The sequence below is a fragment of the Streptomyces sp. NPDC051133 genome, assembly GCF_040682635.1.
Classification (GTDB): Bacteria; Actinomycetota; Actinomycetes; order Streptomycetales; family Streptomycetaceae; genus Streptomyces.
Map to the genome: position 1 here is coordinate 129,718 of NZ_JBFBBK010000025.1, position 13,619 is coordinate 143,336.

Consider the following 13,619-nt stretch of genomic DNA (forward strand, 5'->3'; position numbering starts at 1 on the left):
CGGCTGCCCCCACCACCGGGACCCCCTCCCCTCCGCCAGAAGGGCTCCCCGTATGTCCCTGACCGCCTCCGAACTCCCGGAGGAGAGGGCGCCCGCCGACACGGCCGGCCTCCGCTCCGGTTCCCTCGGCACCGCCGACATCGCCTTCTTCGTCGTCTCCGCCGCCGCACCCCTGACCGTCATGGCCGGGGTGGCCCCGCTCGCCATCCTGCTCGGCGGCATCGGCGCGCCCGTCGGCTATCTCCTCGCCGGGCTGACCCTCGCGGTCTTCGCCGTCGGCTTCACCACCATGAGCCGCCACGTGACCAGCGGCGGGGCCTTCTACGCCTACATCGCCCGCGGCCTCGGCCGGCCGGTCGGCATCGGCGCCGCCCTGCTCGCCCTGATCGGCTACAACGGCATGGAGATCGGCGTCTACGGCCTCCTCGCCTCCGCCAGCCGCGACACCCTGCACGCCCTGTCCGGCACGGACGTGCCCTGGCTGCCCGTGTCCCTGGCCGGGCTGCTGCTGATCGGCTACGGCGGCTACCGCTCGATCGACTTCGGCGCCAAGGTCCTCGGGGTGCTGCTGGTCGCCGAGACCGGGATACTCGTGCTCCTCGCCGGGGGCGTCCTGCTGAAGGGCGGGGCGCACGGGCTGTCCCTGGCCTCCCTGGCTCCGGCGCACGTCCTGGTCCCCGGAACGGCGGCCGTCCTCTCCTTCGCCTTCGCGGCGTTCACCGGGTTCGAGTCGACCGTGATCTACCGCCGCGAGGCACGCGACCCCGGGCGCACGGTACCGCGCGCCACCTACCTGGCCGTCGGCTTCCTCGGCCTCTTCTACGCGTTCACCGTATGGATCGCCGTCCAGGCGTTCGGCGACGACCAGGTCGTCCGCGCGGCCGGCCAGGACCCGGCCGGCCTGTTCTTCACCGCGATCACCACCTATGTGGGCGGCTGGGCGGCCGACCTGATGCACCTGTTCATCGTCACCAGCGTCATCGCCTCCCTCCTCGCCTTCCACAACGCGATCAACCGCTACGCCCTCGCCCTGGCCGAGGAGGGTGTGCTGCCCGGCCGGCTCGGCCGGATCCATCACCGTCACCGCTCCCCGTACGTCGCCGGTCTCGCCCAGACGGCGCTCGGCGCGGTGGTCGTCCTCGCGTTCTGGGCCGCGCACGCCGACCCCTACCAGCAGCTGCTGCTGTGGGTGAACACCCCCGGGATGATCGGCCTGTTGCTGCTGCAGCTGCTGGCGGCGATCGCCGTGCCCTGCTATTTCCGCCGGGTGCGGCACACGGAGGGCAGACTGCGCACCGTGATCGCGCCGGTGCTCGCCGCCGCGCTGCTGACGAGCGCGATCGTGCTGGTGGTCACCCATGTCGACCTGTTCACCGGCGCCTCCCCGGCCGTGAACGCCCTCCTCGTCGTCGCGGCGCCCGCCGTCTTCCTCCTCGGCCTGCCGCTGGCGTGGTGGCTGCGCCGTTCCCGCCCGGACGTCTACGCGGGGTTCGCCGCCGAACCCGCCGAACAAGCCCCTGCCTCCAAGGAGTTGCCGTCATGAGCGCTGCCGACCTCGTCCTCGCCGGCGCCCGGGTCCGCACCCTGGACCCCGCCCGCCCCACCGCCTCGGCCGTCGCCGTGCACGACGGAGTGATCACCGCCGTCGGGGAGGCCGCCGACGTGCGGGACTGGCGCGGCCCCGGCACCGAGGTCGTCGATCTGCACGGCGCCCACCTGGTGCCCGGCCTGGTCGATTCGCACAGCCATCCGGTGTGGGGGCTGGACATGGCCACGGGCACGGACCTGTCGGCGGTGACCGACCTGGCCGGGCTGCGCGCGGCCCTCGCCCGGGCCGAGCGCACGGGGGGCTGGGTGGTGGGCCACGGCCTGGACCACAACGCGTTCGAGGGCCGGCCCGTCCATCACGCCCTGGTGGCGGACGTCCTCGGCGGCACCCCGGCCTTCCTGCGCCTGTACGACGGTCACTCCGCCCTCGTCAACGAGGCCGCCCTGGCCGCCGCAGGGGTGAGTGGGCCGCGCGCCTTCGCGCAGCGCGCGGAGGTGGTGTGCGACGCCTCCGGCCGGCCGACCGGGCACCTGGTCGAGCACGCTGCGATGGACCTGGTGGCCGATGTCGTCCCCCGCGCCTCCTTCGCCGAACGGCGCGCCGGGCTGCTGGAGCTGCTGGCCGCGATGGCCGCGACGGGCCTCACCGGCGCCCATGTGATGGACGGAGGTGACCTGGAACTGCTGGAGGCGGTGGCGCGCGAGACGGTGCTGCCGGTCCGCCTGCGGTTCGCGCCCTGGTGCATGCCGGGCGCCGACGAGGACGCGCTGCGGGAGCTGATCGGGCTGCAGGGCAGGAGCGGCCGGCACTGGCTGGTCGGCGGGGTCAAGTTCTTCATGGACGGCACCGTCGAGGGCGGCACGGCCTGGCTGGACCACCCCGACTGCCACGGGCAGGGCACCGCGGCGTTCTGGCCGGACCCGCACGCGTACGCCGACGCCGTCCGTACTCTGCACGCGGCCGGCGTCCGCACCGCCACGCACGCCATCGGGGACGCCGCCGTACGGCACGTCCTGGACACCGTCGCCTCCCTCGGCCCCGGCGGGCACGGCGCGCACCGGATCGAGCACATCGAGACGGCTCCCGACGAACTCCTGCCGCGCTTCGCCGAGTTGGGCGTCGCGGCCTCCCTGCAGCCCCCGCACACCGGCTACACCCGCGACGACGGCAGCGACGAGTGGTCGCGCCGGCTGGGCGGCGACCGGGCCGCCCGCGCCTGGCGGCTGCGGGACCTGCGGGACGCCGGTGCCACGGTCGCCCTCGGCTCGGACTGGCCCATCGCGCACTACGACGTACGGGCCGTGCTCGCGACGGCCCACCTGCCCAAGGGCGCCGCCGCGCACCGGCCGGGCCTCACCCCGCTGCAGGCGCTGGAGGGCTGCACCAGCCACGCGGCGGCCGCCGCCGGCGAGTCCGCGGTCGCCGGCCGCATCGCGCCCGGCCGGCGCGCCGACCTCACCGCGCTGGGCGTGGATCCCGTGCTGGCTCCGAGCGACGAACTGGCCGATTCCCCGGTCCCGTTGACGGTGACAGGCGGTCATGTGGTGCACCGCGCGGACTGACCGGAGCAGCGGTGCGGGGCGGCTCCTCCGGGCCGAGGCGGCCGGGAGGAGGCCTTGGGGAGGTCCCTGGAGAGGTCTGGGGAGGTCTGGGGAGGTCCCCCGGGGAGGGGAGGTGGCCGGGGCGGTGGAGGAGGGCCCCGGACGCGGGCGGAAGGGCCCCAAGGGAGCCCGAGGGGGGCCGATGGGCCCTATCCCCGCCCGGCGGTTCCCGGCCACGATGACCGCATGGTGCACAACGACGGCTTCCGCCCCCTGGACAGACAGGCGTGTCTGTGGCTGCTGGGAAAGGTGCCGGTCGGCCGCGTCGTCTACACCGAGCAGGCGCTGCCCGCCGTGCTCCCGGTCGACTTCCGTCTGGGCAGCGACTGCTCCGTGCTGGTGCGCACCTCGGCCGGCTCACAGCTGGCCCGGGCCGCCGACGGTGCCGTGGTCGCCTTCGAGGCGGACGCCTTCGACATGCCGGGCCGGTCCGGCTGGAGCGTGGTCGTGACGGGACGGGCGGAACTCGTGAAGGAGCCCGCCGAGCAGGAGCGGCTGCCCCTGACCGTCCCCGTCCCGTGGCTCCCGGCCGCGGAGGGCGTCTTCCTGCGGATCGCCCCCGACATGGTCACCGGCCGGGAGCTGCCCGGCCTGCGCGCCCACTGCTGAGCCTCCCGGGTCCGCACCGCCCGCGGGCACCGGGCAGACCGTGCCGGGCTTCGACGCCTACGTGCGGATCCTGCATCCGGCGGAGCTGGACGAGCGGCCGGTGCGCTGGTCGACGGTGGCCGCCGCCCACGGGACCCGGGTCACACCGGCCACGCCCTGGCACGACGTCGTCGGGATGGACCCCGAGTACGGGAACGCCTCCGCGTACGGCATGCCCGGCGTCTGGGACGAGCACCCCTGGGAAGGGCCGACCCCGCCCGCCGTCGCCGAGGTGCTGATCCCCCTGCCGGCCCGGCACACCACGGCTGCTGCTCTCCGGCGCGCTGGCCGACGCCGTCTCTCCGGTGGCCCTCGACGAGTTCGCCGAGCTGCCCGACCTGTGGTGGCCCGCGGACCGTGCCTGGTGCCTGGGCGGGGACGTCGACCTGACCAGCACCTACGTCGGCGGCTCCGCGGAGCTGATCGCCGGGCTGCTGGCCGCGCCGGACCTGGAGGCGCACCCGGTGGGCCCGGACGACACGGTCGTCGGCTGAGCCGCGCGCTACTCGCCCGGCGCCAGGGTGCGGGCCAGGACGCGTGCCGTCTCGGCCAGGAGTTCCTCGGAGACCGGCGCGTCCCGGGTGCTCCTGGCCGTCAGGACGGACAGCAGGACCGGTGTGGCCCGGGTCGTCCAGGCGATGCCGATGTCGTTGCCGCTCCCGTAGTCGCCGGTCCCGGTCTTGTCGGCGAGGACCCAGCCCCGCGGCAGCCCCGCGCGGAAACGGTGCTCGCTGGTGGTGTTGCCCTTCAGCCAGGTGACGAGCCGGGCGCGGTCGGCGTCGGCCAGCGCCCGGCCGAGCGCCAGCCGCTCCAGGCTCCGTCCGATGGCCTCGGGCGTGGTCGTGTCGCGCGGATCCCCGGGGATCGCGCTGCCCAGATCCGTCTCCCACCGGTCGAGCCGGCTCACCCCGTCACCCAGCGAGCGGAAGAAGCGGGTGAGGCCGGGCGGTCCGCCGATCTCGCGCAGCAGCAGGTTCCCGGCCGTGTTGTCGCTGTACCGGATCGCCGCCGCGCACAGGTCGGCCACGGTCATCCCGGTGGCCAGGTTCTCAGCGGTGCGGGGCGAGTTGGGCAGGATGTCGTGCGGCGGATAGTGCACGACCTTGTCCGGCGGCGCGCAGCGACCGTGATCGCGCAGCACCGCAGCGGCGGCGAACGCCTTGAACGTCGAGCACATCGCGAACCGCTCCCCCGCCCGGTGCGACACGGCCCGCCCGGTGCGGACGTTGCGCGCGTACACGCCGAGCCGGGCGTCGTACCGCCGCTCCAGCTCGCTCAACTCCTCCCGCACGGAGCGCGGTCCCGCGTCCGGCGCGGCGGACGCGGCGGACGCGGCCGTCGCCGCGGCGGCGGTGGTGGTGAACGCGAGCCCCGCCTTGAGCAGGCCGCGCCGGCGCAGCGGGGCGGGATGGTCGGGGGCGGAGCGGTCGGGACTGGTCATGGCGAAGCCTCCCAGGTCGTCCGTGGGCTGTACGGATCTTCTCGGGGGACAGCGAAACAGCCGGGCCGTGCCCATGTCCAAGAGCGATCTGTCAACGGGTCATGTCTTTTTGATATATGCGGTCGGCTCTCGGCAGCGGGTTGCTCTTTCCGGCGCTCAAGAGGGGCAAGAGAACTTTTCGACAGCCGCCGGGGTGACCGGGGTGAAGAAGTTGACGAGGTTGCCGTCGGGGTCGCGCAACAGCAGTGACCGGTTGCCCCAGGGCATCGTGGTGGGCCCGTTGACGAAGTCGGTGACGAAGCCGGTCAGGTTCTGGTGAACACGGTCCACGTCGTCGACGAGGAACTCGGTGATCACGCTGTGGTTGTCCGCCGGGCGGGCGGAGCCCGGGGCGAACAGCGGGACAGTGCGGGTGCCGGCGATCGCGAGGGTGGCGCCCGCGGTCTTGAGCTCGGCGAAGTCCGCGGTGGCCCACGTCGCCCGCGCCCCTGTGGCTCGTTCGTAGAACTCGACGAGGCGGGCGACGTCGCCGGTGATGATGCGGATCGAGACGAACTCCATGGAAATCCCCTTGGTCGTGCTGAAGGCGTGCACGTCGCAGGCTAGGAGAAATAGCGGACAGAATCGGTCCTGTATTCGCGTTAGGCTGCGAACATGTCCCGACCCACCGGCCGCGTGCTGACACTCCTGGAGCTGCTGCAGTCCGGCGGCACCCGGACTGTGGCCGAGCTCGCCGACCGGCTCGGCGTCGAAGGGCGCACTGTGCGGCGGTACGTGGACCAGCTCATCGACCTGGACGTGCCCGTGGAGTCGGTGCGCGGCCGCTACGGCGGGTACCGGCTGGCTCCCGGGTACCGCTTGCCTCCGCTCATGCTCAGCGACGACGAGGCGCTGGCCGTGCTGCTCGGCCTGGTCGCCGGCCGCCGGGCAGGGTTGACGACGACGCAGCTCACGGCCAACGAGACGGCGTCAGCGAAGATCCGGCGGGTACTGCCCAAGCACATCGCCCGACGGCTCGACGCACTCCTGGAAGCTCTCGCCTTCACGGATCAGCCCGGCGAGCTCGACACCCCGGACGCCGGGGTCCTGCTCACCATCGCCGATGCGGTGCGCCACCGCCGGCCGGTCTCGATCCGCTACACCGACCGGGACGGGCGGCGCAGCGAACGCACGCTGCACGCGTACGGGATCGTCGCCCATGGGGGCCGGTGGTACGTGACGGGCAAGGACGCCCAGGTCGGCGAGGACCGAACCTTCCGGCTCGACCGCATCGCGGCCGCGAGGGCCCTGCCCGGCTCGTTCGAAGCGACCGCGGGTCCCGATCCGGCACAGCGCGTGTTGTCAGGATTCGCCACGGCCGAGTACCGGCATCAGGTCACCCTGCGGATCCACGGGACGGTCGAGCAGATCCGCGCGCACCTTCCGGCCGGCGTCGCGTCGCTGGAGGAGCACGATTCCGCGGCCGGCGAGGACCGGCCGGCCGAGCGCTGGCTGCGCGTCGACCTGCGGGCGGAGCGGCTCGACTGGTTGCCTCCCGTACTCGCCTCACTCGACCGGCCGTTCGTCATCGAGCGCCCCGATGAACTCCGCGACCGCGTCATCGCGCTCGCCGACCGCCTCACGTCGTACGCCCGCCGAGCCTGACCACGAGGAACCAATGTCACCAGATGGCAGACCCACATCACTGTGGCGCGGCCGGTCGCGTAGCTGGACCGCGCCGGCCGCACCACGATTCGTCAGGGCCGGCAGGCGGGCCGGACGCTGAGCAGCTCGGTCCGTAGCACGGGCGTACCGTCGACAGGCGCCGGGTCCTGCGTGGTCGGCTCGATACCGCCGGCAGCGATCTTGTCGAGCGTCGTCAGGCCGGCGGCACCGACCGTGCCGAACACCGTGTAGTTCGGGCGCAGTGCGGAGTCGCCGTAGACGACGAAGAATTGCGAGCCGTTCGTGTTCGGCCCGGCGTTGGCCATCGCCAGCAAGCCGCGCCCGTAAAGGCGACGGACGCCGGTCGGATCGCTCGGTGCCGGCGGCAGATCCACCGGCAGCTCGTCCTTGTACTCGTACCCCGGCCCACCCTCGCCGGTGCCGGTCGGGTCGCCGCACTGCAAGACCTTCAGCGTCGGATACGCCGTCAGCCGATGGCACACCGTGCGGTCGTAGAACCGGTGCCGCGCCAGGTGCAGGAAGCTCTGGACGGTGCACGGCGCCTTCGCCCGGTCCAGACGCAGCGGGAGCCGGCCCTGGCTGGTCGGGACAGCCATGTCGACCGTGCCGTGACCGGGGGTGCGTCGCGGATCGGGCGGCAGGGGGACCGGCCGCGCCGCCGGCTCGTCCGGGGTCCGGGTGTACTGGCAAGGGCCGTGCGTGGTGCGCGGCGGAGCATCGGAAGCGGAGGCAGTGGTGCTGCCCCCGGACACGACCAACGCTGCTGCCGCCCATGCGGTCATGAGAGCTCGTTTCATCCTGCACACCCTCCAGAAGATCGTCAGATTTCGGAGCGGTCGGAGTCTAAAGCGCGGCCCGGCGGGCGAGAACCCGTCCGCAAGCCACATCCGCTTCCGGGCCCGCGCCGCCGCCGCCGTCTCGGGTCGGTCCGGGGGACGGCGCCGCCGGGCGGGATTGATATGAATGCGGGATGGATCTCCTGGCCCACCTCGAGGCGTATGTCGCGACCGCCGACGAGGCGGGCTTCTCCCGGGCGGCCGACCGGCTCGGGATAGCCCAGCCGCTCCTCAGCCGCCGCGTCAGGACGCTGGAGGAGCACTTCGGCGGCCCGTTGTTCGACCGTTCGCGGCGGCAGATCACGACGACCGAACTGGGGCTGCTGCTGCTTCCGTACGCCCGGGACGTGCTGGACCGGGCCCAGCGGCTGCGCCAGGTCGCCCGCTCCGCCCGCCACTCGCAGGTCCGCGCGGTCGGCGTGCCCGCGGACTGCGCCCCGGCCGCCCTGGCCCGCGCTCTGCGTGCGGGTGCCGAGCACGGGATCACGCTCGGCATCCGTGAACTCCCGCCGGCGCAGCGGGCCTCCGGGCTGGCGGACGGCACCCTCGCGTACGCGCTGCTGCGGGTTCCGCCGGAACAGGCCGCGTTCCGGGTGCCGTTGGGTCTGGCGTCGGCGCCGGCGGAGAAGGAGGCGCCGTCCGTGGACCGGGGCCCGGATAGGGAGGGGCCGCGGCCCGGGGGCGCGGGCGGACGCCGGCGGCGGCGGGCGGTGCACCTGGAGGAGCTACGGCCTCGCCGGGGCCGTGGCTCCCCGGCCACCGCCCCGTTGCCCGTCCTGGTCATGGCGGAGGACCAAGTGCCCTACTACGACGACCGGCTGGTGCGGGCCGCCGCCCGGGCCGGGCTGCCCGAGGGGCGGATCCGGGCGGCCGGGCCCGCGGCCACCGCGCTCGCCGAGACACTCGCCGGACGGGCGCTGCTGCTGTGCGCCGAGCCGTTCGCGAGGCAGCACGGGGCCGGGTGGGCGCCGCTGGGCGAGGCGTCGCTGCACCGGGGGTACGACGTGAGCGCGCCCCCGGGCCGGGAGGGCGCGGCGCAGCTGCCGGACTGGCTGGCCGTACCGCTGGCGTCGGCGGTGGGAGCCGCAGCCTCCGGACCGCGCGCCACGCGCCCCGGAGCCGTCGGTGAGGACCTCCCGGCGCGGCTGGCGGCACGCGGATGAGCGCGGCACCGGAGCACCACCCGGCGTACGTCGGGGACGACCGGGCCCTGCTGGACGTCGCCGAGGGCATCGCCGCGGACTGGGCGGCCCTCGGCGTCCGCGGCTCCTTCCTGGCCCGCAACCTCGACTCGGGTGAGCAACTCGGCTTCGACGTCGGGGAGATGACACCGCTCGCCTCGGTGGTGAAGGTCCCGCTCGCCCTGGTCGTCCTGGACCTGATCGCGGCCGGCGGCCTCGATCCGGCGCTCCCGGTGACGGTCGACCCGGCCCGCAAAAGCGTCGGCCCCACCGGACTCGCGGCGTTCCGGCACCCGGCGACGGTGGCCGTCGGCGATCTGCTCCTGCTGATGCTGTCGGTGAGCGACAACACCGCCGCGGACGCCCTGCTCGACCTGGTGCCGGTCGCGGACGTCGACGCGCGCCTCACGGCCTGGGGGTGCACGGGCATCCGGATGCGGCACCGGATGAACCACATGTACGAGTGCGCCGCGGGTGCCGCCGGCAACGACTTCTCCCTCGCTCTGGAACTGGCCGTCCGGGACGAGCGGGCGGGCCGGCACACCCTGCAGACATTGGACCCGGCGCACGCCAACGCCGGGTCGGCGGCGGCGCTCGTCGCCCTGCTGGGGCGGGTGTGGTGCGACGGGATCTCCCTGCCCGGGGCGACGGCGGAACTGCGCCGGCTGATGGGGCTGCAGGTCTTCACCCAGCGCCTGGCGGGCGAGCTGCGCGCGGACACGCTGCGGTGGAGCGGCAAGACGGGCACGTTCCTGCACCTCAGACATGAGATCGGAGTCGTCGAGGCGGAGTCCGGGGACCGGGTGGCGCTGGCCGCGCTGACCTGGGCGGAGCGCTGCGCGGGGCTCGCCCCGGATGTCGATCTGGCGATCGGGGCGGCGGGGCGCGAGGCGTTCGAGGCGTTGCGAAGGTGACAGGGCCGGCGCGTACGGGGGCTGTCAGGGCAGCAGGCGTCGTTCCTTCGCCACCGCGACCGCGCCCGCGCGGGTGTCCACGCCGAGCTTGTCGTAGATGCGGCGCAGGTGCGTCTTGACCGTGGCCTCGCTGATGTAGAGGGCGCGGGCGATGGCGTGGTTGGGCAGGCCCCGGGAGAGGTGGGCGAGGATGTCGCGTTCGCGCGGGGTGAGGGCCGGGCGTGGGTTGCGCAGCCTGGACAGCACGCGGTCCGCGACCGGCGGCGAGAGCGCCGGGCGGCCCTGGGCGGCGGCGTGGATCGCGGTGAACAGGTCCTCGGCGCGCTCGGCCTTGAGCAGATAGCCGGTGGCGCCGGCCTCGACGGCGCGGGTGACATCGGCGTCGGTGTCGTAGGTGGTGAGGACCAGGACGTGCGGGGCGGGCGCGAGCGAGCGCAGTTGGCGGGTGGTCTCCACGCCGTCGATGCCCGCGCCCAGTTGCAGATCCATCAGCACCACGTCCGGGGCGGTCCTGCGGGCCAGCGCGAGCGCCTCCTCGCCGCTGCCGGCCTCGCCGACGACCTCGATGCCGGGCGCGCTGTGCAGCAGGGCCAGCAGACCGGCGCGTACGACGGCGTGGTCGTCGCAGACGAGGATGCGCACCGGGCCGGCCGCGGGGGTGTCGGTCATCTCGGCTCCAGGGGGATCGCCGCGGACAGGGCCGTGCCCTCGCCCGGTGCGGACTCGACGGTGAGGGTGCCGCCCAGCTGGCGCAGGCGGGCGCGGATCGCGGGGAGGCCGTGGCCGCGCGACCCGCCCGGGGCGGCGTCGGGGGTGGGCGGTGCCCCGGGGTCGAAGCCGCGGCCGTCGTCCGTGACGTCGAGGACGATCTGGTCGTCCAGGCAGGTCAGGGTGAGCGTGGCGGTGGTGGCGGCCGCGTGTTCGCGGACGTTGGCGAGGGCTCCCTGGGCGATGCGCAGCAGGGCCGACTCCACGGGGGCGGGCAGCGGGTCGGGCGGGGTGCCCTCGGTGTGGACACGGACCTCCAGGCCCGGGGTCGTCTCGCGCTCGGCGACGGTGCGCAGGGCCCGCAGCAGCCCACCGCCCTCCGCCAGGTCGGCGGGCGTCAGGTCGTGGACGAAGCGGCGGGCCTCGGCGAGGCTGCGCTCGGCGATCGCCGCCGCCGTGCGCACATGGTCCCGGGCGGTGCCGGGCGCTGCGTCCCACAGCCGGTCGGCCGCCTGGAGCAGCATGCGCTGGCTGGACAGGCCCTGGGCGAGGGTGTCGTGGATCTCCCGGGCCAGCCGCTCGCGCTCGGCGAGGGTGCCCTCGCGGCGCTCGGTGGCGGCGAGGTCGCGCCGGGTGCGGACCAGGTCGTCGATGAGGGCGTCCCGGCGGGCGGCCTGGCGTTGCATGACGACGAAGACGGTGGTGGCGACGGCGGCCACCGCGGGCGGCGCCAGCAGGACGTTGGGGTCGGGCCAGCCGGCCAGGCTGAGCTGGGCGGCCACCGCCAGCGCGGTCAGCAGCGCCACCAGCGGGATCGCGGCGCGTGCGGGGAGGGTGCGCAGGCCGGTGTAGAAGAGGGGGACCGCACACCAGGCGAAGCTCGGGGCCGGGACGACGAGGAGCGCCCAGGCGGCCACGACCAGGCCGAGCCAGGTCAGCCGGCGCGGGCCGGGGCGGGTACCGAGGGCGGGACCGAGGACGTAGAGCGCGGCCAGCAGTGCGGACAGGGCGATGATCCACGGCGTGTGCGGTCCGCCGGCGTGCCGGGCGAGATAGCGGGCGAGGGACGCGGCCAGCAGCACGAAGAACGCCGTGTGCATGACGACAGTGAGGGCGCGGGTGTCGTCGGCTGTGGCTCGCGGCACTGCTCTCACCTCCGGCCGACCGCGCTGAACTGGGCAAACACCTTCCATTGTTCCCTGGCTCGGCGCGGCTGGGGTCATCCGATCGGATGACCCCCGGGGCGACCGGTCCGGTGACGGCGAGCGGCCGGATCCGGCCGAGGATCGATGGCGGGAGCGATCGCGCCCCCGGTTCCGCTGCACCTCTCCACCACAGGAAGGCCCCGCCATGTCCAGCCGCAAGAAGCCGTCCCGCCGTACCCGTGTCCTCGTCGGCGGTGCCGCCCTGGCCGTCGTCGGTGCGGGGGTCGTCGGTACGGTCGCCGCCAACGCCGCCGACTCCACCGGTGCCGCCCCCGCCACCGCTCCGGCGACGGCCCGGCCGGGCGACCTGACGCAGAGCACGCATCTGACCCTGGACGCCGCCACCGAGGCCGCGCGGGCCGCGGTGGACGCCGCCGAGAAGGACGGCCGGCATGTCTCCGTGGCCGTCGTCGACCGCGACGGCAACACTCTGGTCACCCTGCGCGGAGACGGTGCGGGCCCGCAGTCGTACGAGTCCGCCGTGCGCAAGGCATTCACCGCGGTGTCCTGGAACGCGCCCACCTCGGAGCTGGCCCAGCGGCTGGAGCAGGCGCCCACCCTGAAGGACATCCCGGGCACGCTGTTCCTGGCGGGCGGCGCCCCGGTGACCGCGAAGGGCGCCCCGGTCGCGGGCATCGGTGTCGCCGGCGCCCCGTCCGGCGCCCTGGACGAGACGTACGCGCAGGCGGGTGCGGCGGTCCTCGGCCGCTGACCCGCCGAGGCCCTCGCCCGGCCGTACCGCGGCTCCCCGGTCCCTCACGGCCGGGGAGCCGCTCGCTTTCCGCCTCAGGGCGTCCGGGCCGGCCGGCCACCGGCCGACGGCGACGTCAGGAAGGCTTCGCCGCCGTGACCGCGGTCGCGGTGACGGTGTTGTCGCACTCGGCGAACTGACCTTCGGAGAGGGCGACCTGGTGCGCGCCCGAGCCGGGCAGGCCGACCACGAGCGTCGGGTAGACGGCCGGCTTCGCACCGGAGGCGCAGTAGCCGTCGCCCTCGCCCTGGACCTGCACGAAGGTCAGCTTCACCCATGCCTTGCCGCCCGGGGCGAGGCGCACGGCCGGGGCCGTGCCCGTGGGGGTCACCTTCAGGGGGATGTTGTGCTCCGGGGAGCCGTTGCCCGCACCGGCCACCGTCGGGTGGCCCTGCAGGGTGCAGGCGTGCGCGGAGGCGTTGGTGAACTCGACGACCGCCGCGCCCGTGCCGGTGCCGGCCGGGCGGACGGCCGCCTGGTGGGCCGTCACCTTCACGGCCGACGGCGTGCACGGCGGCACCTTGCCGGCCGAGGTGTCGGAGGCGGGGGCGGCCGAGGCACCCGAACCGGCCGACGTGCCGCCGGACGATCCCGAGGAACCCGAGGTCGTGGAACCCGAGGTCGTGGAACCCGAGGTCGAGGATCCCGAGGTCGTGGAACCCGAGGCCGACCCTCCCGAGGCCGACGAGGCCGTGGAGCCGGGGTTCGCGGTGCCGGCGGGGGCGCTGGAGGCCGGGGCCGGGGAGGACGTCCCGGCCGACGTGTCACCGCCCGACTGGCACGCGGTCAGCGACAGCGCGGCGGCGATCACGGCCGTCGCCGACGTGGCGAGGCGGATGGTGGTGCGGTACTGCATGGGGTCCCCCGATTCCGGTGTGCGTGGTGCGGCCGGCTCCGCGCCGGTGCTCACCGGCGGAGACAGAGCGGGGAGACCCTGGGTTTCCGCTGTGATTCAGCTGTGACGGTTGTGGATCGGCCGTGACGGTTCCGTGACGGAGGCTCGGCCTTTCGCCCGCACGGACGAGGGCCGGCATCGGGCGGTCCACCGGTTCCTCGGCGGTCACGGTCAGTGGTTCGCCGTGGTGCAGCACCTCCAGCGGTGCGCCGTCGAGCAGTCGGT

Annotated in this window: 16 protein-coding genes; 9 read left to right on the forward strand and 7 right to left on the reverse strand. The window is 74.7% G+C overall.

Translation table 11 applies throughout. The features are described 5' to 3' along the window. Positions 1-52 precede the first annotated feature (52 nt). The 3 genes from AB0N17_RS25475 (at position 53) to AB0N17_RS25485 (ending at position 3,759) form a co-directional block, all read left to right on the forward strand. Positions 53-1,543: an APC family permease gene (locus AB0N17_RS25475; RefSeq protein WP_366013780.1), complete on the forward strand. Its 1,491-nt coding sequence runs from the start codon at positions 53-55 to the stop codon at positions 1,541-1,543. Next, a complete protein-coding gene (locus AB0N17_RS25480; RefSeq protein WP_366013781.1) occupies positions 1,540-3,111 on the forward strand; it encodes an amidohydrolase in 1,572 nt (523 codons plus the stop codon). The genes AB0N17_RS25475 and AB0N17_RS25480 overlap by 4 nt, the downstream gene beginning before the upstream one ends. Positions 3,112-3,336: 225 nt before the next feature. Further along, positions 3,337-3,759 carry a pyridoxamine 5'-phosphate oxidase family protein gene (locus AB0N17_RS25485; RefSeq protein WP_366013782.1) on the forward strand — a complete coding sequence of 141 codons (423 nt, stop codon included), beginning with the start codon at positions 3,337-3,339 and terminating at the stop codon, positions 3,757-3,759. Positions 3,760-3,816: 57 nt separating this feature from the next. On the opposite strand, the gene AB0N17_RS25490 is transcribed toward AB0N17_RS25485, so the two are convergent. Next, positions 3,817-3,972 carry a hypothetical protein gene (locus AB0N17_RS25490; RefSeq protein ID WP_366013783.1) on the reverse strand — a complete coding sequence of 52 codons (156 nt, stop codon included), beginning with the start codon at positions 3,970-3,972 and terminating at the stop codon, positions 3,817-3,819. A gap of 131 nt (positions 3,973-4,103) precedes the next feature. On the opposite strand from AB0N17_RS25490, the gene AB0N17_RS25495 reads away from it, so the two are divergent. Beyond that, complete coding sequence (locus tag AB0N17_RS25495; protein ID WP_366013784.1) at positions 4,104-4,292, forward strand: hypothetical protein; 189 nt, start codon at positions 4,104-4,106, stop codon at positions 4,290-4,292. Positions 4,293-4,300: 8 nt separating this feature from the next. On the opposite strand, the gene bla is transcribed toward AB0N17_RS25495, so the two are convergent. Beyond that, the gene (gene bla, locus AB0N17_RS25500; protein WP_366013785.1) at positions 4,301-5,239 is read right to left on the reverse strand and encodes a class A beta-lactamase; all 939 of its coding nucleotides are present in this window, start codon (positions 5,237-5,239) and stop codon (positions 4,301-4,303) included. A gap of 156 nt (positions 5,240-5,395) precedes the next feature. Next, a complete protein-coding gene (locus AB0N17_RS25505; RefSeq protein ID WP_366013786.1) occupies positions 5,396-5,800 on the reverse strand; it encodes a VOC family protein in 405 nt (134 codons plus the stop codon). A gap of 93 nt (positions 5,801-5,893) precedes the next feature. Between AB0N17_RS25505 and AB0N17_RS25510 the strand changes: the two genes are divergently transcribed. After that, on the forward strand, positions 5,894-6,883 hold the full coding sequence (locus AB0N17_RS25510; protein WP_366013787.1) for a YafY family protein: 990 nt from the start codon (positions 5,894-5,896) through the stop codon (positions 6,881-6,883). Between the two features lie 92 nt (positions 6,884-6,975). On the opposite strand, the gene AB0N17_RS25515 is transcribed toward AB0N17_RS25510, so the two are convergent. Further along, positions 6,976-7,500 (reverse strand): peptidylprolyl isomerase, encoded by a 525-nt coding sequence (locus tag AB0N17_RS25515; protein ID WP_366013788.1) that lies wholly within the window; start codon positions 7,498-7,500, stop codon positions 6,976-6,978. 374 nt (positions 7,501-7,874) lie between these two features. On the opposite strand from AB0N17_RS25515, the gene AB0N17_RS25520 reads away from it, so the two are divergent. Further along, positions 7,875-8,903, forward strand: coding sequence for a LysR family transcriptional regulator (locus AB0N17_RS25520; RefSeq protein WP_366013789.1), 1,029 nt, complete (start codon positions 7,875-7,877; stop codon positions 8,901-8,903). Further along, on the forward strand, positions 8,900-9,835 hold the full coding sequence (locus tag AB0N17_RS25525) for a serine hydrolase (protein WP_366013790.1): 936 nt from the start codon (positions 8,900-8,902) through the stop codon (positions 9,833-9,835). The genes AB0N17_RS25520 and AB0N17_RS25525 overlap by 4 nt, the downstream gene beginning before the upstream one ends. A gap of 24 nt (positions 9,836-9,859) precedes the next feature. Here the strand turns inward: AB0N17_RS25525 and AB0N17_RS25530 are convergent, their stop codons facing one another. Both AB0N17_RS25530 and AB0N17_RS25535 read right to left on the reverse strand, forming a co-directional pair. Next, positions 9,860-10,504 carry a response regulator transcription factor gene (locus tag AB0N17_RS25530; protein ID WP_366013791.1) on the reverse strand — a complete coding sequence of 215 codons (645 nt, stop codon included), beginning with the start codon at positions 10,502-10,504 and terminating at the stop codon, positions 9,860-9,862. Then, complete coding sequence (locus AB0N17_RS25535) at positions 10,501-11,643, reverse strand: sensor histidine kinase (protein WP_366013805.1); 1,143 nt, start codon at positions 11,641-11,643, stop codon at positions 10,501-10,503. Before AB0N17_RS25535 ends, AB0N17_RS25530 begins: the two co-directional genes overlap by 4 nt. A 250-nt stretch (positions 11,644-11,893) precedes the next feature. On the opposite strand from AB0N17_RS25535, the gene AB0N17_RS25540 reads away from it, so the two are divergent. Then, positions 11,894-12,460: a heme-binding protein gene (locus tag AB0N17_RS25540; protein WP_366013792.1), complete on the forward strand. Its 567-nt coding sequence runs from the start codon at positions 11,894-11,896 to the stop codon at positions 12,458-12,460. A 115-nt stretch (positions 12,461-12,575) separates the two neighbouring features. On the opposite strand, the gene AB0N17_RS25545 is transcribed toward AB0N17_RS25540, so the two are convergent. Then, positions 12,576-12,995, reverse strand: coding sequence for a DUF4232 domain-containing protein (locus AB0N17_RS25545; RefSeq protein ID WP_366013793.1), 420 nt, complete (start codon positions 12,993-12,995; stop codon positions 12,576-12,578). A 10-nt stretch (positions 12,996-13,005) separates the two neighbouring features. Between AB0N17_RS25545 and AB0N17_RS25550 the strand changes: the two genes are divergently transcribed. After that, on the forward strand, positions 13,006-13,461 hold the full coding sequence (locus AB0N17_RS25550; protein WP_366013794.1) for a hypothetical protein: 456 nt from the start codon (positions 13,006-13,008) through the stop codon (positions 13,459-13,461). The last annotated feature ends 158 nt before the right edge of the window (positions 13,462-13,619 follow it).